At 68.4% G+C, this 19,279-nt stretch carries 19 protein-coding genes; 8 read left to right on the forward strand and 11 right to left on the reverse strand.

What is annotated here, in order from left to right; genetic code table 11:
• Window positions 1-35: 35 nt before the first annotated feature.
• Window positions 36-1,409 carry an adenylosuccinate lyase gene (purB, locus tag FKV24_RS05465; RefSeq protein ID WP_111268041.1) on the reverse strand — a complete coding sequence of 458 codons (1,374 nt, stop codon included), beginning with the start codon at window positions 1,407-1,409 and terminating at the stop codon, window positions 36-38.
• Between the two features lie 153 nt (window positions 1,410-1,562).
• On the opposite strand from purB, the gene FKV24_RS05470 reads away from it, so the two are divergent.
• Window positions 1,563-2,951, forward strand: coding sequence for a class II fumarate hydratase (locus FKV24_RS05470; RefSeq protein ID WP_111266262.1), 1,389 nt, complete (start codon window positions 1,563-1,565; stop codon window positions 2,949-2,951).
• Between the two features lie 84 nt (window positions 2,952-3,035).
• Here the strand turns inward: FKV24_RS05470 and bamE are convergent, their stop codons facing one another.
• The 7 genes from bamE to FKV24_RS05505 form a co-directional block, all read right to left on the reverse strand.
• A complete protein-coding gene (gene bamE / locus FKV24_RS05475) occupies window positions 3,036-3,407 on the reverse strand; it encodes an outer membrane protein assembly factor BamE domain-containing protein (protein WP_111266263.1) in 372 nt (123 codons plus the stop codon).
• 189 nt (window positions 3,408-3,596) lie between these two features.
• Window positions 3,597-4,217, reverse strand: coding sequence for a YggN family protein (locus FKV24_RS05480; RefSeq protein ID WP_141481656.1), 621 nt, complete (start codon window positions 4,215-4,217; stop codon window positions 3,597-3,599).
• 14 nt (window positions 4,218-4,231) lie between these two features.
• Complete coding sequence (locus FKV24_RS05485) at window positions 4,232-4,882, reverse strand: hypothetical protein (protein ID WP_141481657.1); 651 nt, start codon at window positions 4,880-4,882, stop codon at window positions 4,232-4,234.
• Window positions 4,883-4,918: 36 nt separating this feature from the next.
• Window positions 4,919-5,980 carry a hypothetical protein gene (locus FKV24_RS05490; protein WP_223250329.1) on the reverse strand — a complete coding sequence of 354 codons (1,062 nt, stop codon included), beginning with the start codon at window positions 5,978-5,980 and terminating at the stop codon, window positions 4,919-4,921.
• Window positions 5,977-6,843 carry an ABC transporter ATP-binding protein gene (locus FKV24_RS05495; protein ID WP_111266266.1) on the reverse strand — a complete coding sequence of 289 codons (867 nt, stop codon included), beginning with the start codon at window positions 6,841-6,843 and terminating at the stop codon, window positions 5,977-5,979. Before FKV24_RS05495 ends, FKV24_RS05490 begins: the two co-directional genes overlap by 4 nt.
• Window positions 6,840-7,214, reverse strand: coding sequence for a GntR family transcriptional regulator (locus FKV24_RS05500; protein WP_111266267.1), 375 nt, complete (start codon window positions 7,212-7,214; stop codon window positions 6,840-6,842). Before FKV24_RS05500 ends, FKV24_RS05495 begins: the two co-directional genes overlap by 4 nt.
• Window positions 7,215-7,216: 2 nt before the next feature.
• Window positions 7,217-7,600: a hypothetical protein gene (locus tag FKV24_RS05505; RefSeq protein ID WP_141481658.1), complete on the reverse strand. Its 384-nt coding sequence runs from the start codon at window positions 7,598-7,600 to the stop codon at window positions 7,217-7,219.
• Window positions 7,601-7,727: 127 nt separating this feature from the next.
• On the opposite strand from FKV24_RS05505, the gene FKV24_RS05510 reads away from it, so the two are divergent.
• From FKV24_RS05510 to FKV24_RS05535, 6 genes are all read left to right on the forward strand, one after another.
• Window positions 7,728-8,315, forward strand: coding sequence for a glutathione peroxidase (locus FKV24_RS05510; protein WP_141481659.1), 588 nt, complete (start codon window positions 7,728-7,730; stop codon window positions 8,313-8,315).
• A 171-nt stretch (window positions 8,316-8,486) separates the two neighbouring features.
• The gene (locus FKV24_RS05515) at window positions 8,487-9,422 is read left to right on the forward strand and encodes an FKBP-type peptidyl-prolyl cis-trans isomerase (protein ID WP_141481660.1); all 936 of its coding nucleotides are present in this window, start codon (window positions 8,487-8,489) and stop codon (window positions 9,420-9,422) included.
• Between the two features lie 152 nt (window positions 9,423-9,574).
• Window positions 9,575-10,387 (forward strand): FKBP-type peptidyl-prolyl cis-trans isomerase, encoded by an 813-nt coding sequence (locus tag FKV24_RS05520; RefSeq protein ID WP_141481661.1) that lies wholly within the window; start codon window positions 9,575-9,577, stop codon window positions 10,385-10,387.
• Window positions 10,388-10,496: 109 nt separating this feature from the next.
• Entirely contained in the window at window positions 10,497-11,843 is a 1,347-nt protein-coding gene (locus FKV24_RS05525) for a UDP-glucose dehydrogenase family protein (RefSeq protein ID WP_141481662.1), read from the forward strand.
• Between the two features lie 10 nt (window positions 11,844-11,853).
• The gene (locus FKV24_RS05530) at window positions 11,854-12,105 is read left to right on the forward strand and encodes a SlyX family protein (RefSeq protein ID WP_223250330.1); all 252 of its coding nucleotides are present in this window, start codon (window positions 11,854-11,856) and stop codon (window positions 12,103-12,105) included.
• A 28-nt stretch (window positions 12,106-12,133) separates the two neighbouring features.
• The gene (locus tag FKV24_RS05535) at window positions 12,134-12,718 is read left to right on the forward strand and encodes a DUF2058 domain-containing protein (protein WP_141481663.1); all 585 of its coding nucleotides are present in this window, start codon (window positions 12,134-12,136) and stop codon (window positions 12,716-12,718) included.
• Window positions 12,719-12,946: 228 nt separating this feature from the next.
• On the opposite strand, the gene metH is transcribed toward FKV24_RS05535, so the two are convergent.
• Genes metH through FKV24_RS05550 form a run of 3 tightly spaced genes read right to left on the reverse strand, consistent with a single transcriptional unit; the run spans window position 12,947 to window position 17,692 of the window.
• Window positions 12,947-15,634 carry a methionine synthase gene (gene metH / locus FKV24_RS05540; protein ID WP_141481664.1) on the reverse strand — a complete coding sequence of 896 codons (2,688 nt, stop codon included), beginning with the start codon at window positions 15,632-15,634 and terminating at the stop codon, window positions 12,947-12,949.
• Complete coding sequence (locus tag FKV24_RS05545; RefSeq protein ID WP_111266275.1) at window positions 15,631-16,731, reverse strand: homocysteine S-methyltransferase family protein; 1,101 nt, start codon at window positions 16,729-16,731, stop codon at window positions 15,631-15,633. Before FKV24_RS05545 ends, metH begins: the two co-directional genes overlap by 4 nt.
• A 1-nt stretch (window position 16,732) precedes the next feature.
• Window positions 16,733-17,692 (reverse strand): ArsR/SmtB family transcription factor, encoded by a 960-nt coding sequence (locus FKV24_RS05550; protein ID WP_111266276.1) that lies wholly within the window; start codon window positions 17,690-17,692, stop codon window positions 16,733-16,735.
• Window positions 17,693-17,929: 237 nt separating this feature from the next.
• Between FKV24_RS05550 and FKV24_RS05555 the strand changes: the two genes are divergently transcribed.
• Complete coding sequence (locus tag FKV24_RS05555; protein ID WP_111266277.1) at window positions 17,930-19,090, forward strand: acyl-CoA dehydrogenase family protein; 1,161 nt, start codon at window positions 17,930-17,932, stop codon at window positions 19,088-19,090.
• The last annotated feature ends 189 nt before the right edge of the window (window positions 19,091-19,279 follow it).

Genomic DNA, 19,279 nt, shown 5'->3' on the forward strand with positions numbered 1-19,279 from the left:
TGCGGCCCTTTTACATGTGCGGAAAGGCGATGCGATCAGATGTCGCGGGCCAGGCGCTCGGCGATGCCGGTGTAGCTGCCCGGAGTCATTTCCAGCAGGCGCTGCCTGGCCTCGGCCGGCAGTTCCAGCGAGCCGATGAACTCGCGCATCGAGACCTCGTTGATGCCCTGCTGGCCGCGGGTCAGCGCCTTGAGCTGTTCGTAGGGGTTGGGCAGGCCGTGCCGGCGCATCACCGTCTGCACCGCCTCGGCCAGGACCTCCCAGGCCGCGTCCAGGTCCTCGGCCAGCCGCTCGGGGTTGGCGCTGAGCTTGCCCAGGCCGCGTCCCAGCGCATCGAAGCCGATCAGCGCATGGCCGAACGCGGTGCCCAGCGCGCGCAGGGTGGTGGAGTCGGTCAGGTCGCGCTGCCAGCGGCTGATCGGCAGCTTGGCGGCGAAATGCTCGAGCAGCGCGTTGGCGATGCCGAAATTGCCTTCGGCGTTCTCGAAGTCGATCGGATTGACCTTGTGCGGCATCGTCGAGCTGCCCACTTCGCCGGCCTTGACCGCCTGCCTGAAGTAGCCCAGCGAGATGTAGCCCCAGATGTCGCGGGCCAGATCGATGCAGATGGTGTCGATCCGGCGCTGCGCGTCGCACAGCTCGGCGATACCGTCGTGCGGCTCGATCTGGGTGGTGTAGGGCTGCCAGTTCAGGCCCAGCGAGTGCACGAAGCGCTCGGAGAACGCCGGCCAGTCGACTTCCGGGTAGGCGGCGACGTGGGCGTTGTAGTTGCCGACCGCGCCGTTGATCTTGCCGGGCATGCGCGCGCCGGCGAGGGTCTCGCCCTGGCGCTGCAGGCGCGCGACGACGTTGGCCAGTTCCTTGCCGACCGTGGTCGGGGAGGCGGTCTGGCCGTGGGTGCGCGACAGCATCGGCAGTGCGGCGTGTTCGTGCGCCATCGCCCGCAGTTTCTGGATCAGCTCGTCGAGCCGGGGCAGCAGCACCTGCTGGCGGGCCTGGTTGAGCATCAGCGCGTAGCTGAGGTTGTTGATGTCCTCGCTGGTGCAGGCGAAGTGCACGAACTCCAGCGCCGGCCCAAGCTCGGCGTCGTCCTTCAGCCGCTCCTTGATGAAGTACTCGACCGCCTTGACGTCATGGTTGGTGGTGCGCTCGATGTCCTTGACCCGGGCCGCGTCCTCGACCGACAGCTGCTCGGCGAGCGCGCGCAGGCGCGCCGCGGCCGCGTCGGAGAACGGTGCCAGTTCGACGATCGCCGGTTCGGCGGCCAGCGCCAGCAGCCACTCGACCTCGACCGTGACCCGGGCCTTGATCAGGCCGTACTCGGAGAAGATCGGCCGCAGCGCATCGACCTTGCCGGCGTAGCGGCCATCGAGCGGGGACAGGGCGACGAGCTGGTTCTGGACGGACATGTTCTGGACGGACATGGCGGGGCGGCGGGGTGCGGGAGACGGGCGCGCATTCTAACGCCGATGGCCCGGGGCCGTGGTGCCGGCTCACGCACCGGCCACGCCCGCGCCCGTATCCTGCGGGCCGATGATCGGTTTTTGAACCCGGAGGACGGCATGACCAGGCAGGACGAGCGCATCGAACACGACAGCATGGGCGAGCTGAGGGTGCCCGCCGATGCGCTGTGGGGGGCGCAGACCCAGCGGGCGGTGCAGAACTTCCGGATATCCGGACGGCCGATGCCGCGCGGGTTCATCCGCGCGCTGGGCCTGATCAAGGCCGCCGCCGCCGGGGTCAACGGCCGCTTCGGGCTGCTCGGCAAGGGCGCGGCGACGGCGATCGGCAAGGCCGCGCTGGAAGTGGCCGATGGCGCCCACGACGCGCATTTTCCGATCGACGTGTTCCAGACCGGTTCGGGCACCTCCAGCAACATGAACGCCAACGAGGTCATCGCCCGGCTGGCATCGGGCGCGCGGTTGAAGGTCCATCCCAACGACCACGTCAACCTCGGCCAGAGCTCCAACGACGTGGTGCCGACCGCGATCCGGGTCTCGGCCTGTCTGGGCGTGCGCGAGGACCTGATGCCCTCGCTGGCGCATCTGCGCAGGACGATCGAGAAGCGCGCGCGGTCGCTGGGCAAGGTGACCAAGACCGGCCGCACCCACCTGATGGATGCGATGCCGCTGACCTTCGCCCAGGAGTTCGGCGCCTGGGCCTCGCAGTTGCGCTCGGCCGAGGCCCGCATCGACGATGCGCTCAAGCGGTTGCGGCGACTGCCGATCGGCGGCACCGCGATCGGCACCGGCATCAATGCCGATCCGCGCTTCGGTGCGGCGATGGCGAGGGCCCTGTCGTCGCTGGCCGGTACCCGTTTCGAGGCCGCCGGCGACCGCTTCGAGGGCATCGCCGCGCAGGACGATGCGGTCGAACTGTCCGGCCAGCTCAACGCGCTGGCGGTGGCCTTGATGAAGATCGCCAACGACCTGCGCTGGATGAACTCCGGGCCGTTGGCCGGGTTGGGCGAGATCGAACTGCCGGCGTTGCAACCGGGCAGCTCGATCATGCCGGGCAAGGTCAATCCGGTGATCCCGGAGGCGGTGGCGATGGTCTGCGCGCAGGTGATGGGGCATCACACCGCGATCACCGTCGCCGGCCAGAGCGGCAATTTCCAGCTCAACGTGATGCTGCCGTTGATCGCCAGCGACCTGCTCGACGGCATCGGTCTGCTGGCGAACGCGATGCGGCACCTCGCCGACGATGCGATCGCCGGCCTGGGCGTGCGCAAGGCGCGGGTCGAGGAGGCGCTGGTGCGCAACCCGATCCTGGTCACCGCCCTGAACCCGATCATCGGTTACGAGAAGGCGGCGGCGATCGCCAAGCAGGCCTATCGGGAAGGGCGGCCGGTGCTGGAGGTCGCGGTGGAGGCGACCGGGATGCCGGCGCGCGAGCTACGGCGCCTGCTCGATCCGGCCGCGCTGACCCGCGGCGGCATCCACGACGTCTGAGCGGGCCGGGCGGTCGGGGATGCGGAAGCGGAGGGGCGCAGGCGCCCGCTCCGCAATGACCTGTTCCGACGCTGGTCGGGTCGATCAGTTGTTGGCGGCTTCTTCCAGCGCGTTGCTGGCCGGAGCGGCATTGTTGGTCTTGTACTTCTCGATCAGCACGCCGGCGCCGTTGAACTCGAACACGGTCGACTCGTTGATGTTCTTGCCGAAGGTCCTGATCTTGGAGAAATCGTAGTACCAGGCCTGGTTGGAGCCCAGCTGTTCCTTGCGTCCCGGGTGACCGATCGCTTCGACGACCTGGTCCTTGGTGGTCTTGCCGATCTCGAAGGAATCGAACTGCTCGGCACTGATCTGGGTGCCGGTCTTGTGCGAGAGGAAGTCGATCGCGTGCGCGGAGGAGAAGGCCATCGACAGTGCGACTACGGCCAGTACCTTGTGAACCAGTACTTTCTTCATGATTGCTTGTCCTTGTGGCAGTGCGGTAAAGATGCCGGGCCCATTCCCTTAGGCTGTCCGTCACGAGGCGGCCAGGCCGCGGCGGCGCCAGCCTAGCACGGCCGGATATCCGCATTCCGGGCAGGAAATCAAATAAAAAGGCCCCGCGATCGGCGGGGCCTGCAATGGGTGAACGGTAGTGGCGGATTTTCAGATGTCGACCTTGCCCTCGTCCATGCAGTCGTCGATGTCGCCCTGGTCCATGTCGGCATAGGGAACGAACTCCGGCAACGACTCGACCAGTGCCTGCTGGGTTTCCAGCATCGGCGGCAACTGTTGGCACAGTTGGGTGACGGAGGCCTTGATCTTGCCTTCGATGTCGTTCTCGAGGCGCTTCTCGATGTCCTGCTCGCTGTCGCCGGTGAAGATCCCCTTGATCGCCTCGCCGACGGCGTCGGTCGCCAGCTCGGCGGCCTGCAGGCCGATCTCGGCGCCGGCGGCGCCGACTTCGGCGACGTGGCCGCGGTACTTCAACAGCAGCGCGCGCTGCGCGTCGTCGATCTCGATCTGGCGGTCGCCGACATAGAAGTCGCCGGCCGGGGTGATCCTGGCCTCGGGCGCATCCTTGTCCGCGCCCTTGGCATCGAGCTCGATGTCCTCGGACTGGATCTCGGTGCGCACCTTCTCGCGGACTTCCTGCATCCTCCCGCGCAGCTCCGAGGTCGTCTTGCGGCTGGCGTCGGCGGCGCCCTGCGCGGCGTTGTTGTCCTGTCCGCAGGCGGCCAGCAGCGGCAGCATGCAGAGCAGGGCGGTGGCGAGGTGCTTCTTCATGGTCGGGTCTCCGGTCAACGCGATGCGAACTCGTCGCGGATCTGCTTCTCGCAGCCGTCGATGTCGCTCGTTTCAAGGGTGGCGTACGGTCGGAACTGCGGCACGCTGGCGGCGAGTCGTTGCTGCGAGTCCATCAGCGCGGGCAGTTGCATGCACAGCCCGCGCACCGCGGGTTCGATCTGTTGGGCGACGCTGCGTTCCACGCGCCGCTCCAGGCTTCCGGTCATCGCGCCGAACAGCAGGCCGGCCCAGGAGGTGTCCACGGCATCGAGCGCGGCTTCCGCGCTGCGCTGGCCGATGGCGATGCCGGAGCGGGCGATGTCCAGGACCTGCCCGCGATAGGCGAGCAGGTCCCGGCGCTGCCGGGCGTCGATCGCCAACGTGCGGCCCTCGACCAGGAAATCGCCCGCGGGGGTGATCTCCGCCGGAGGAAGCTCGTCGCGGGCGTGCCCGGAGGTGCCGAAGCGAAGACTGCCGTCCAGGCGCAGGTTCTCCTCTTCCAGCTCCCGCAGCGCCCGGGCCAGATCGGTGCGGACTTCCTCGCGGGCCTCGGCCAGATCCCGGCGGATCTCCTCGCCGATGCCGTCCGCCTCGCGGTCCGCGGCCTGGCCGGCCAGCGGCAGCAGCAGGGCCAGTGCGATGATGGTGATTCGCATGCGCTTCATCTCGATCGTGTCCTTCGGGGTGACGGGGGGCGCGACTCAGTTGTCGTCGCGCCAGCGGCGCAGCCGGATCGCGGCGAAGACGAAGGCCGCGCCGACGATCGCGCCGATCCACAACTCCGGCATCGTCAGGTTTTCCACCATGCCGGACAGCGAGGCCTCGTGCAGCAGCGCCTGCACGCCTTCGTTGTCGCCGATCATGTCGCCGGAGCCTTCGCGATAGAACAGATGGCTGCCCGGCACCGTGCCCAGCAGCAGGCGGCCGACCACGTTCGACCAGAACCAGCCGCTCTGCATGTTGAACAGCTCCATCACGTCGAACCAGCTGACGAAGATGCCGGCGAACAGCGGGATCATGATCGCCCACAGGAACGGCTTGCTGCGGGCCCAGACCGAGCACAGCATCAGCCAGCCGACCGTCGGCAGCGCCCACAGCGCGAAGACCGGTATCCAGGTCAGGTGGCCGATGGTCAGGGTGAACAGGTGTGCCGGCCCCCACAGCAGGGTGAACGGGTTGCCGCCGTGGAGCAGCACCACGATGCTGATCAGGGTCAGGAAGCCGAACATCGTGGCGACGCCGACCAGGCCCGCGATCAGGGGAGCGACCAGGGTCGCGCTGGCGACCTTCGACAACACCGTCTCGGTGTCCGAAAGCGGCAGTGACTTCCAGAACAGCACGCTGCGGTCCTTGCGCTCGTCGTACAGGGCGCCGATGCAGTAGAAGAACACCACGAAGGCGAGCACGATGTAGGGCCACATGCCGCTGAACAGCAGCGAGATGTCGATGCCCTGGCTGAGCTTGGCCAGGTCGTCGGCGCTGAGCTTGCTGGTCAGCATTGCCAGGTCGAAGCCGTTGACCTGGACGCCGTCGATCTCGAACTCGCCGGCGGCGGCGGCGCGGTGGCCGGCGACCAGGCCGACGATGATGCCCATCAGGGCGAACAGCAGCGAGATCGCGCCGGCGATGATCGGGGCCCAGAAGAAGCCGCCGCGGTGTTCCCAGAACTCGCGCTTGAGCAGCAGCTTGAACTTGTGGGTCGGGTGGGGCGCCGTCTGCGGACCCGGCGTCGGCGAATCATGGGTTTCGACGATGGCGTTCATGCGTAGGTTCCCTTCATGGTGGCGACGAACAGGTCAGCCAGGCCCGGGGTGCGGGTCTCGCCGAGTGCGGCCAGGCGATCGCCGGCCACGCCGTCGTAGAGCATCACGGTCTTGCCGAACGGCAGCGCGCGTTCGTCGATCGGCCCCATGCCGCGCGCCTCCTCGGCGCGATCGCCGTTGACCAGCACCTCGACGAAGCGGTCGCCGAGCTCGTCCATGCCGCTCTCCAGCACGATCTTGCCGTCGCGGATGAACATCACGTCGGTGAGGATGTGTTCGATCTCCTCGACCTGGTGGGTGGTCACGATGATGGTCTTCTGCTCGTCGAAGTAGTCCTCCAGCAGGCGCTGGTAGAACTGCTTGCGATAGAGGATGTCCAGCCCCAGGGTCGGCTCGTCGAGCACCAGCAGGCGGGCGTCGATCGCCATCACCAGGGCCAGGTGCAGCTGCACGATCATGCCCTTGGACATCTCGCGCACCCGCATGTTCGGCTTGAGCTGGGTGCCCTGCAGGAAGCGTTCGCAGCGGTCGCGATCGAAGCGCGGATGCACACCGGCGACGAACTCGATCGCCTCCTTGACCTTCATCCAGCGCGGCAGCACCGCCACGTCGGCGATGAAGCAGACATCGCGCATCAGCTCGTCGCGCTGGGTGCGCGGATCGAGGCCGAGCACGCTCAGCGAACCCTCGAACGGGATCAGGCCGAGCAGGGCCTTCAGCGCGGTGGTCTTGCCGGCGCCGTTGGGGCCGATCAGGCCGACGATGCGGCCGGCGGCGATCTCGAACCGGGTGTCGTCCAGTGCGAGCTTGTTCTTGTAGGCCTTGCGCAGGCCCCGGGCGTTGACGACGGTGGAAGCGTTCATTGCGTGCCTCCCTCGCGCTGGCCGGCGGCCAGCAGTTCCTCGGTGCTCAGGCCCAGGCGCATGATGCGCTCCAGCACCAGCGGCCATTCCTCCTTGAGGAAGCGTTCGCGCTCGTTGACCAGCAGCTTCCGGGCGGCTTCTTCGGTGACATACATGCCAAGTCCCCTGCGTTTCTCGATGAGGGCCTCGTCCGCGAGCTCCTGATAGGCGCGCGAGACGGTGATGGGATTGAGCTGGTACTCGGCGGCGACCTGCCTCACGGAGGGCAGGGCGTCGCCGGGCTTGAGGACGCCGTCAAGCATCATCGCGATGACGCGTTCCTTCAGCTGGCGATAGATCGGAGCGCCGTCGCTCCATTGGATGGCGGTCATGGTCAACCCCGCGGTGCGAATGAGAAATAAGGCATGACCAACGGCTGGCGCTTGTCGCGCCTGCTGCGATGGCGGGTGGTGGCCGGGTCCGTGGCCGATTTGATGTTCCGGATGAGGGACAGGTCGGGCGCGACCGGGGCCGCGCTATGCAGCGCGGCCGGGGCGACTTTCGACAGGCATGCGGCGGAGGCGGCGCAGGTGGCCGACACCGCGCTGGAAGTGGCGACGATCGCGACCAGGCCGTCGGCGCCGGAGGCCACCTCCAGCATCGCGATCGGGGGCGGATCGCCGGCCCGCATCGCCGGGCTGAAGACCGCCAGCGCCAAGGCGAGGGCGATGCCGCAGGTGCTGAGGGCGGTCAGGCTGTTTTGGAGCTTGCGGTTCATGGGGGCCTTCCTGCTCGTTGGTAGACCGGTGTTGTATGCAACTATAACACCGAAACACGCTCGGTCAAGTCCCGCCGTCCCCAACTGAAGTCATACTGTCCCGGCCACCCCCTCGGAGCATTCCTGAATGGCCCGGATCCGCCTGAAACCCTTCCTGCCAGCGGCGCTTGCCGCTTTCCTGCTGTCGGCCGCCGGCGTCGCCTTCGCGGCGGACGGGCTGCTCGCCCACAGTTACCGCCCGCTGGCCGGCAAGACGCCGGTCGACCTCGGCAGCACCTATTCGGGTGAGGTCGTGTTGATCGTCAACACCGCCAGCAAGTGCGGCTTCACGCCCCAGTTCGAGGGCCTGGAGGCGATGCATGCCCGTTACCGCGAGCGCGGTTTCGCGGTGCTGGGCTTCCCGTCGGGCGACTTCAAGGAGCAGGAGTTCGAGGACGAGGCGCAGATCCAGGAGTTCTGCACCCTGACCTACGGAGTGAAGTTCCCGATGTTCCAGAAGGTGCACGTGGTCGGCGAGCGGGCCACGCCGCTGTATCGCGAGCTCGCCGCCGCGGCCGGCGAGGCGCCGCAGTGGAACTTCCACAAGTACCTGATCGGGCGCGACGGGCGCCTGGTCGCCAGCTACGGCAGCCGCACCACGCCGGACGATCCGGCGCTTGTCGCGGCGATCGAGCGGGCGCTGGCGGCGCCGCGCCCGCAGCCCGGCGGCGACTGATCGAGCCGGCGCCGATTTGCCGGCATCGCACGACCCCGCGACAATGTCCGCCGGTTCCGCCACCGGCGGCGTCCGGATCGTCGGCATCCCGCTGCGGTCCGGTGCGCGGCGGGCGATACACGACAAATGGTTCAAGACAGCAACATCCACCGATACAGGAGCAGGTTTGCAATGAAGGCTTTGATGCATGGCGCCGCCACGCTACTGGTGTCCGCCGCGGCGATCACCGGCGTCGTTTCCCCCTCGGTGGCCCAGGCCCAGGACGGGACCGAGCTGAGTAGCGAGCGCGACAAGGTCAGCTACATGGTTGGCCACGATGTCGGCCGTTCGATCGAGCCGATCGGCCCCGATCTCGACCTGCAGGCGTTCCAGCGCGCGATCGAGAATGCGTTCGCCGGCGGTGAGCCGCTGCTCAGCGAGAGCGAGGTGCCGGCGATCGGCCAGGCGATGATGATGCGTTCGGCGGCGCGTGCCGGCCAGGCGCCGGAAGGCGCGCAGATCCCCGAGGTGGCCAAGGACAAGGCCGGCTACCTGGTCGGCGCCGACATCGGCCGCTCGATCTCGCCGATCAAGGACGAGATCGAGGTGAAGGTGCTGGTGCAGGCGGTGCGGGCGGTGCTCTACGACGAGCCGCTGCTGCTGGACGAGGCCCAGCTGGGCAGCGTGCGCGAGTCGTTCTCCGCGCGACTGAAGGAGAAGGCCGCCGCCAAGGGGCAGGCCAACAAGGCCGAGGGCGAGAAGTTCCTCGCCGAGAACAAGGCGGTCAAGGGGGTGTTCACCACGCCGTCTGGCCTGCAGTACATGGTCCTGCGCCAGGGCTCGGGTCCGCGTCCCAAGCCGACCGACCGGGTGCGGGTGAACTATCGCGGCACCTTGCTGGACGGCACCCAGTTCGACAGCTCATACGATCGCGGCCAGCCGGCCGAGTTCGCGCTGAACCAGGTGATCGCGGGCTGGACCGAGGGCCTGGGCCTGATGCCGGTCGGCAGCAAGTACAAGTTCTGGATCCCGGGCGACCTGGGCTACGGCGCCAACGGCGCGCCCGGTGGCGTGATCGGACCGAACGCGCTGCTGGTGTTCGAGGTCGAGCTGCAGACCATCCTGTAACGGCTCGACCGGTCGCCGCCTCGCCGCGGCACCGTGCGTAGGCACGGCACCGCGGCGAGCGGATATGCGGAACCGTTCGACGCGTCGCGGTCGTGTTCATCGACAACGTGCGACCCTTTTCCTCTTCCCAATTCATTGCCGGAACCCAGTCCATGTCCCCGATTGCCCGTACCGCCAAGGCGGCGCTGACCGCCTCCGTCCTGAGCATCGCGCTGCTGTCCGCCTGTTCTCCTTCCGGGGAGGCGTCCGGCGAGGCCGCTGGCGACACCGCCGACGCCGCCGATGCCGCCGATGCCGACAAGGCCGATGGCGATGCCCTGGTGATCGAGGGGCTGGAGGGCGACAAGGCCCAGGCCAGCTACATGATCGGCATGGAGATCGGCAAGTCGCTGGAGTCGGTGAAGGATGAGGTCGATACCGATGTGCTGTTCGGCGCGATCCGCGACAGCCTCGACGGCAAGCCGTCGCTGCTGTCGGAGGAGCAGGCCCAGCAGGTCGCCGCGCGCTTCGGCGAGCACATGGCCGGCAAGCTGGAGGCCGAGCGTGTCGAGGAGGGCAAGAAGAATGCCGAGGCCGGTCGCCAGTTCCTGGAGTTGAACGGCAAGAAGGACGGGGTCGTGACCACCGAGTCCGGTCTGCAGTACCAGGTGCTCACCGAGGGCAAGGGGCCCAAGCCCAAGGAGAGTGACGTCGTTCGTGTCCACTACAAGGGCACCCTGCTCGACGGCAGCACCTTCGACGACTCCATCGCCCGCGGCGAGCCGGCGGTGTTCCCGCTCGGACAGGTGGTGCCGGGTTGGCGCGAGGGGCTGACCCTGATGCCGGTCGGCAGCAAGTACCAGTTCTGGATCCCGGGCGACCTCGGCTACGGCGAGATGGGAACCCCGGGCGGCCCGATCGGGCCGAACCAGACCCTGGTGTTCGAGGTCGAGCTGCTCGGCATCGAGGCGCCGCCGGCCGGCTGAGCGGCCGAGCGGCTGTTCCGTGCGGTATAAGCTCGCTTGCGGCGGGCCCTTGCCGCGGTTTTAGTGATGACTGCCGCATGCGGCAGTCATTCCAGCAACAGGATCGAGTATGCGCGTCACCATTTTCGGAACCGGCTATGTCGGCCTGGTCACCGGCACCTGCCTGGCCGATGTCGGTCACAGCGTCGTGTGCGTGGATATCGACCAGGCCAAGGTCGAGGGCTTGAACCGCGGCGTGATTCCGATCTTCGAGCCCGGCCTGGAGCCGATGGTCAAGGCCAATCATGCCGCCGGTCGCCTGCGCTTCACCACCGACGCGGCGGCGGCGATCGAGCGTGGCGACATCATCTTCATCGCGGTCGGCACGCCGCCGGACGAGGACGGCAGCGCCGACCTCAGGTACGTGCTGGAGGTCGCCCGGACCATCGGTCGGCACCTGTCGCGACCGGCGGTGGTGGTCGACAAGTCGACGGTGCCGGTGGGGACCGCCGACAAGGTGCGCGCGGCCATCGCCGCCGAGCTGCAGGCGCGCGGCGCCGATATCGCATTCGAGGTCGCCTCCAACCCCGAGTTCCTCAAGGAGGGCGATGCGGTCAACGACTGCATGCGCCCGGACCGTATCGTGATCGGCGCCAGCGACCCGGACGCGATCGAGAAGCTCAAGCGCCTGTACGCGCCGTTCAACCGCAACCACGAACGCATCGTGGTGATGGACGTGCGCTCGGCCGAGCTGACCAAGTACGCCGCCAACGCGATGCTGGCGACCAAGATCAGCTTCATGAACGAGATCGCCAACATCGCCGAGCGGGTCGGCGCCGACGTCGAGATGGTCCGCCATGGCATCGGCTCGGACCCGCGGATCGGCTGGCACTTCATCTATCCCGGAGCCGGCTACGGTGGCTCGTGCTTCCCCAAGGACGTGCAGGCACTGGCGCGGACCGCCCAGCACCACGGCGTCGAACCTCGCCTGCTCAATGCGGTGGAGGCGGTCAACGAGCACCAGAAGGGCCATCTGTTCGAGCTGATGGCGCGCCACTACGGCGGTGTCGACGCGCTGCGCGGAAAGACCGTGGCGGTGTGGGGGCTGGCGTTCAAGCCCAATACCGACGACATGCGCGAAGCGTCCAGCCGGCGCCTGCTGGCGCAGCTGTGGGAGGCCGGCGCACGGGTCCGCGCCTATGATCCGGAGGCGCGGCAGGAAGCGCAGCGGATCTTCGGCGAGCGCGACGATCTGCTGCTCTGCGACTCCGCCAATGCGGCCCTGGCCGATGCCGACGCGCTCGTCGTGGTGACCGAATGGAAGCCGTTCCGCAGCCCCGACTTCGCGCGTATCCGCGGAGCCCTGGCCGATGCGGTGATCTTCGACGGCCGCAATCTGTACCATCCCGACGAGGTCGAGGCGGCCGGCATCGCGTACTACGGCATCGGCCGCGGGCGCTCGATCGGCCTGGACTGAGCCCGGGCCGATGAATCCGGACGACACGACGATGCGCGACGATCACGAACAACGCCTGGCGGAGCTGGAATCGCGCATCGCGTTCCAGGAGCATGCGCTGAACGAGCTCAGCGACGCGCTGGCCGCCGCGCGCGACGAGGAGGCCCGCAACGCGCTGTTGCTGCAGCGGGCGCTGGAGGACCTCAGGCAGTTGCGCCTGGCGCTTTCCAGCGGCCCCGTCGCCGCCGATCCGGCGAACGAACCACCGCCTCCGCACTACTGAACGAGCACGACACAGCGGCCGCAAAAAGATGAGTGACACCCTCCGCAACCAGTTGCTCGGACTCGGCTTCAAGCCCAGTCCGGGAAAGCCCGCAGACCGCAAGCGCAAGGGCGGCGGCGGCAACAAGCCGCGCCAGAATGCCGCGGCCGGCAAACCCGCCCGGGGCGGCGGCAAGGCCCGCAGCCGTGAGGACATCGATCTGGGCAAGGCCTACGCGATCCGCGCCCAGCGCGAGAAGGAAGAACGGATCGCGGCCGAGCAGGCCCGGCAGGAAGAGGCGCGCAAGCGCCGCGAGGCCCGCGCCAGGCTCGCCGAGATGCTGGAGGGCAAGGCGCTCAATCGCGACGACGCCGATATCGCCCGCCATTTCGAGTACGGCGGCAAGATCAAGCGGGTCTACGTGAGCGCCGACCAGCTCAAGGCCTTGAACGCCGGCGAATTGGGCGTGATTCAGCACAATGGACGCTATCTGCTGGTCGGCGCCGACGTGCTGGCGCAGGCCGAGCGGTTGTTCGCCCCCGCGGTCGCGCTGAAGGTCGATCCGGACGCGCCGGTCGCCGACGATCCCTACGCCGACCCCAAGTACCAGGTGCCCGACGACCTGGTCTGGTAGCACCACGCCACCCATGCCCGTAGGAGCTGCGTAAGCCGCGATTCCCGGGCTGCGCCCCCGGATATCTCCCAAGGTTTGCTACGCCCCCTGACTCAGGGGGGGGGGCTGCCGTACCGCATACCGTAGGAGCGGCGTGAGCCGCGATGAGGCTTTCATGGGATGGCCCGATCGCAGCTTACGCAGCTCCTACAGGAGCCAGAGAGTGCGCGCGTCCTGGTCTTGTCGCCCTTACTCGGGGTCGTAGTCCAGGTTGGAGGCCAGCCAGCGCTCGGCCTGCTCCAGCCCGACGCCCTTGCGCCGCGCATAGTCCTCGACCTGTTCCTTGCTGACCCGGCCGACCACGAAGTACTGGCTGCGCGGGTGGCTGAAGTAGTAGCCGGACACCGCGGCGGCCGGGTACATCGCGAAGCTCTCGGTCAGCCTGACGCCGGCGCTGCGCTCTGCGTCCAGGATCCGGAACAGGGTCGCCTTCTCGCTGTGTTCGGGGCAGGCGGGATAGCCCGGGGCGGGGCGGATGCCGCTGTAGGCCTCGTCGATCAGGGCATCGTTGTCCAGCGATTCCCCGCTCGCATAGCCCCAGAACTCCTTGCGCACGCGCTCGTGCAGGCGCTCGGCGAAGGCCTCGGCGAGGCGGTCGGCGAGGGCCTTGAGCAGGATCGCGTTGTAGTCGTCGTGATCGGCCTCGAAGCGGGCGACATGCGCCTCGATGCCGATGCCCGCGGTCACCGCGAACGCGCCGATCCAGTCCTTGAGTCCGCTGTCGCGCGGCGCGATGAAGTCGGCCAGGCAGAAATCGGGGCGCTCGACCGGCTTGTCGGCCTGCTGGCGCAGGAAGTGCAGGGTGACCGGCTCGCCGTCGATCTCGGCGACGATGTCGTCGCCGACGCTGTTGGCGGGCCACAAACCGAACACGCCGCGGGCGGTCAGCCAACGCTCCCCGACGATCCGTCGCAGCATCTCGCGGGCGTCGCGGTAGAGCTCGCTGGCCTGGCTGCCGACGACCTCGTCGTCGAGGATCGCCGGAAACTTCCCGGCCAGCTCCCAGGTGTTGAAGAACGGCGTCCAGTCGATGTAGTCGACCAGCTCCTCGAGCGGGTAGTCGTCCAGCACATGCAGGCCCGGGTGGAGCGGGGCGGGCGGGACATGCGTGTCCCAGCCGCCGTCGAACCTCTGGCCGCGCGCCTTTTCCAGCGACACCAGCCGCTTGCCGTCGCCGCGGTTGCGGTGGCGCTGGCGGATCTCGGCGTAGTCGGCGTCGTTGGCGGCGACGAACGGACCGCGCAGGTCGGCGCTGATCAGCGACTGGGCGACACCGACCGCGCGCGAGGCGTCCTTGACCCAGACCGTCGGCGCCGAATAGTGGGGGTGGATCTTCAGCGCGGTGTGCGCGCGCGAGGTGGTCGCGCCGCCGATCAGCAGCGGAGTCGCGAACCCTTGTCGCGACAGCTCCCGGGCGACATGGCTCATCTCCTCCAGCGACGGGGTGATCAGGCCCGACAGTCCGATCAGGTCGGCGTTCTCGGCTTTCGCCCGGTCGAGAATGGTCTGCGCCGGCACCATCACCCCGAGGTCGACCACCTCGAAGTTGTTGCAGGCCAGCACCACGCCGACGATGTTCTTGCCGATGTCGTGGACGTCGCCCTTGACCGTCGCCATCACGATCTTGCCGTTGGACTTGCCGACGTCGCCGGTGCGCAGCTTCTCGGCCTCGATGAAGGGCAGCAGATAGGCGACCGCCTTCTTCATCACCCGCGCCGACTTGACCACCTGCGGCAGGAACATCTTGCCGGCGCCGAACAGGTCGCCGACCACGTTCATGCCATCCATCAGCGGGCCCTCGATCACGTCCAGCGGCCGCGTCGCCTGGGCGCGGGCCTGTTCGGTGTCGGCCTCGATGTACTGGTCGATGCCGTGCACCAGGGCATGGCTGAGGCGCTCGCGCACCGGACGTTCGCGCCAGGCCAGGTCCTCGACCTTCTTCTCGCCCTTGCGGCCCTTGAAACGCTCGGCGATCTCCAGCAGCCGCTCGGTGGCGTCGCTCCGGCGGTTGAGCACGACGTCCTCGACCCGCTCGCGCAGGTCGGCGTCGAGGTCGTCGTACAGGGGCAGGGCGCCGGCGTTGACGATGCCCATGTCCATGCCGGCGCGGATCGCGTGGTACAGGAACACCACGTGGATCGCCTGGCGCACCGCCTCGTTGCCGCGGAACGAGAACGAGACGTTGGAGACGCCGCCGGAGATGTGGCTGAGCGGGAAGCGCCGCCTCAGTTCGCGGGTGGCCTCGATGAAGGCGACCGCGTAGTCGTCGTGCTCCTCGATACCGGTCGCGATCGCGAACACGTTGGGGTCGAAGATGATGTCCTCGGGCGGGAAACCGACCTCGGCGGTCAGCAGCCGGTAGGCGCGCGAGCAGATCTCGATCTTGCGCTCGACGGTGTCGGCCTGGCCCTGCTCGTCGAAGGCCATCACCACCACCGCGGCGCCGTAGCGACGCACCAGCCGCGCCTGGCGCAGGAACTCGTCCTCGCCTTCCTTCATCGAGATCGAGTTGACGATGCCCTTGCCCTGCAGGCATTTGAGCCCGGCCTCGATCACGCTCCACTTGGAGCTGTCGACCATCACCGGGACCCGGGCGATGTCCGGCTCGGCGGCGATCAGGTTGAGGTAGTTCACCATCGCCTGTTCGGAATCGAGCAGGCCCTCGTCCATGTTGACGTCGATGACCTGGGCGCCGCTGTCGACCTGCTGGCGGGCGACGTCGACCGCTTCGTCGAAGCGGTCCTCCTTGATCAGCTTGCGGAACTTCGCGCTGCCGGTGACGTTGGTGCGCTCGCCGACGTTGACGAAGTTGCTTTCCGGGGTGATCTGCAGCGGCTCCAGGCCGCTGAGCCGGGTGTGGCGGGGCAATGCGCTCATGCGGCCTGGTCGAGCTCGGGACGTTGGCGTGGCGGGATCTCGCGGACCGCATCGGCGATCGCGGCGATGTGTTCGGGGGTGGTGCCGCAGCAGCCGCCGACCAGGTTCAGCAGGCCGGCGCGGGCGAACTCGCCCAGCACCCCGGCCATGTCCTGCGGGGTTTCGTCGTAGCCGCCGAAGGCGTTCGGCAGGCCGGCGTTGGGGTGGGTGCTGACATAGGCGTCGGCGACCTGCGACAGCACGTCCACGTGCACCCGCAGGTCGCGCGCGCCCAGCGCGCAGTTGAGCCCGATCGCCAGCGGCCGGGAGTGCCGCAGCGAATACCAGAACGCCTCGGCGGTCTGCCCGGACAGGGTGCGCCCGGAGGCGTCGGTGATGGTGCCGGAGATCATCACCGGCAGCCGCGCCCCGCGCGCGTCGAACGCGTCCTCGATCGCGAACAGCGCGGCCTTGGCGTTGAGGGTGTCGAATACGGTCTCGACCATCAGCACGTCGGCGCCGCCGTCGATCAGGCCGTCCGCGGCCTCGCGGTAGGCCGCGTGCAGCTCGTCGAAGGTGATCGCGCGGAAGCCGGGGCGGTTCACGTCCGGGCTCAGCGAGGCGGTGCGGCTGGTCGGGCCGAGCACGCCGATCACGAAGCGCGGACGTCCAGGGTCGCCGGCCTCGACCGCATCGCAGGCTTCCCGAGCCAGGCGCGCGCCGGCCTCGTTGAGTTCGCGGGCCAGGTGCTGCAGGCCGTAGTCGGCGAGCGAGATCGAGGTCGAGTTGAAGGTGTTGGTCTCGACCAGGTCGGCGCCCGCGTCCAGGTAGGCGCGGTGGATTCCGCGGATGATCTCCGGACGGGTCAGGCTGAGCAGGTCGTTGTTGCCGCGCTGGTCGTGGCCGCAACCGCAGCCGGGGCCGTGGGCATGGCCGTCGACGGCGTCGTGGTCGCGGTCGAAGCCCTCGGCGAAGCGCTCGCCGCGGTAGTCGTCCTCGGCCAGGCCGTGCTGCTGGATCATCGTCCCCATGGCGCCGTCGATCACCAGGATGCGCTCGCGCAAACAGCGTTCCAGGCGCTCGGTGCGTTGCGGGTTCAACCAGGGCAGGGTCTGCATGTCAGCTCTTCCTCTGTGTCTTGCGCGGCGCCCGCGGGCTGCGTGCGATCAGGGCGATGACCTCGAAGTGGGGCGGGCGGCGTTCGCGGGTGACCGTCTCGCAGCTGACGATCTCCAGCCCGGCGCGGTCGGCGAACCGGCGCAGCTCCTTCTCGCTGAAGCCGAGGTTGACGTGGCCGTAGGCCTCGACCGTGCTGCGGTGCTCGTGGCTGGCCAGGCTGGTCAGCAGCAGTCGGCCGCCCGGCCGCAACACGCGACTGGCCTCGGCGACCGCCCGCGCGGGGTGGTCGGCATAGGTCAGCGCATGCATCAGCACGACCAGGTCGAATTCGCCGTCGGCGAACGGCAGCGCATGCATGTCGCCTTCCTGGACCTCGACGTTGCCGAGCCGGCGCAGACGCTCGGTGGCGGCGTTGACGACCTTGCTGCTGGCGTCGAGGCAGACATAGCGGTGGGCGTGCGGGGCCATCAGTTCGGCCAGTACGCCATCGCCGGACGCGATGTCGAGCACGTCGCCGGGCTCCAGCAACGGCAGCGCCGAGCGCGCCATCGCCTCCCAGGTACGGCCGGGCGAGTAGTGGCGCTCCATGTCGCCGGCGACCGAGTCGGCCCAGTTCTGGTCGGCGGCGCGACTGGCGAGCACGTCCGGCAGCCGTTCGGCGTCCTGGCGCAGCAGCGGATCGTCGCTGCCGCGGCGCAGGGTCTGCCACAATGCGCGCTGGGCCGGATCGAGCGAATCCTCCTCGAACCGGTAGTAGGCCGAGACGCCGGAGCGGCGGTCGCGGACCAGCCCGGCTTCCTTGAGCCGGGCGAGATGGGTCGATACCCGCGGCTGGGCGAGCCGGGTCACCGCCGACAGTTCGGCGACGGTCAGCTCCTCGCCTTCGAGAAGGGCGAGCAGGCGGACGCGGGTGGCGTCGGCGAACACCTTCAGCCTTGACGACCAGCCTTCGAGATCCATGCGGGCTCCTGGATGTGCGTGGCGATGCGGAACGGCACCCGGCGGGCGTATCCATCAAATCATCGCGATATAGCGATAAGTCTGATTCGCGGGGCCGCCGCGGTCAAGTCCGGGGCCGTCGGCGGGGCCGGGCATGGCTGGGGTTATCGGTCTGCGGGAGCTACAATGGCCGGATTGTTCAGCCGATCCGGGCGTGCCCGGTGATGCTTCACTCCGGATAGATTTCGAGGTGCCGACGTGGATTTCCGCTTTACCGACGAGCAGTTGATGATCCAGGACGTGGCGAGGCGCATCGCCCAGGAGAAGATCGCCCCGAGCGCCGAGCACCACGATCAGACCGGCGAATTCCCGCTCGAGAACATCCGCACCCTCGGCGAGAACGGCCTGATGGGCATCGAGGTGCCGGCCGAGTACGGCGGCGCCGGTATGGACCCGGTCAGCTACGTGCTGGCGATGGTGGAGATCGCCGCCGGCGACGCCGCCCACTCGACCATCATGTCGGTGAACAACTCGCTGTTCTGCAACGGCATCCTCAAGTTCGGCAGCGAGGAGCAGAAGCAGACCTACGTGCGCGCGATCGCCGAGGGCCGCGAGATCGGCGCGTTCGCGCTGACCGAGCCGCAGTCGGGCTCCGACGCCACCGCGATGCGCTGCAAGGCGGTCAAGCAGGACGACGGCAGCTTCGTGATCAACGGCAAGAAGAGCTGGATCACCTCCGGTCCGGTCGCCCGCTACATCGTGCTGTTCGCGATGACCGACCCGGACAAGGGCGCGCGCGGCATCACCGCGTTCATGATCGATACCCAGCGCGAGGGCTTCCACCGCGGCAAGACCGAGCCCAAGCTCGGCATCCGCGCCTCGGCCACCTGCGAGATCGAGTTCACCGACTACGTCGCCCGCGCCGAGGACGTGCTCGGCGAGGAAGGGCACGGCTTCAAGATCGCGATGGGCGTACTCGACGCCGGCCGCATCGGCATCGCCAGCCAGGCGATCGGCATCGCCCGCGCCGCCTACGAGAAGACCCTGGAGTACGTGAAGGAGCGCAAGGCCTTCGGCCAGCCGATCGGCGCGTTCCAGATGACCCAGGCCAAGATCGCCGACATGAAGTGCAAGCTCGACGCCGCGCTGCTGCTGACGCTGCGCGCCGCCTGGACCAAGGGCGAGACCGACAAGAACGGCGGCCGCTTCAGCAACGAGGCGGCGATCGCCAAGCTGACCGCGTCCGAGGCGGCGATGTGGATCAGCCACCAGGCGGTGCAGATCCACGGCGGCATGGGCTATTCCAAGGAGATGCCGCTGGAGCGCTACTTCCGCGATGCCAAGATCACTGAGATCTACGAGGGCACCAGCGAGATCCAGCGCCTGGTGATCGCCCGCAACGAGACCGGCCTGCGCTGAGCGCCCGTCCAAGGCCATGAACGCCTCCCGGGGCCGGTCTTCCGCGTGCCGTTGCCGATCGTCCGGCAACGGCCGTGGTCGCGACCCCGCGCGCCGACTTTGCGCGATCGCGCCGGTCGCCGCGGCGTCATTGCCTGTTCACGCGATGGGGCGTGCAATAGCCCCCGTTATGACCGTCGAAGACTGTTC

This window comes from Marilutibacter maris (assembly GCF_006546735.2).
GTDB classification, from domain to species: Bacteria; Pseudomonadota; Gammaproteobacteria; order Xanthomonadales; family Xanthomonadaceae; genus Marilutibacter; species Marilutibacter maris.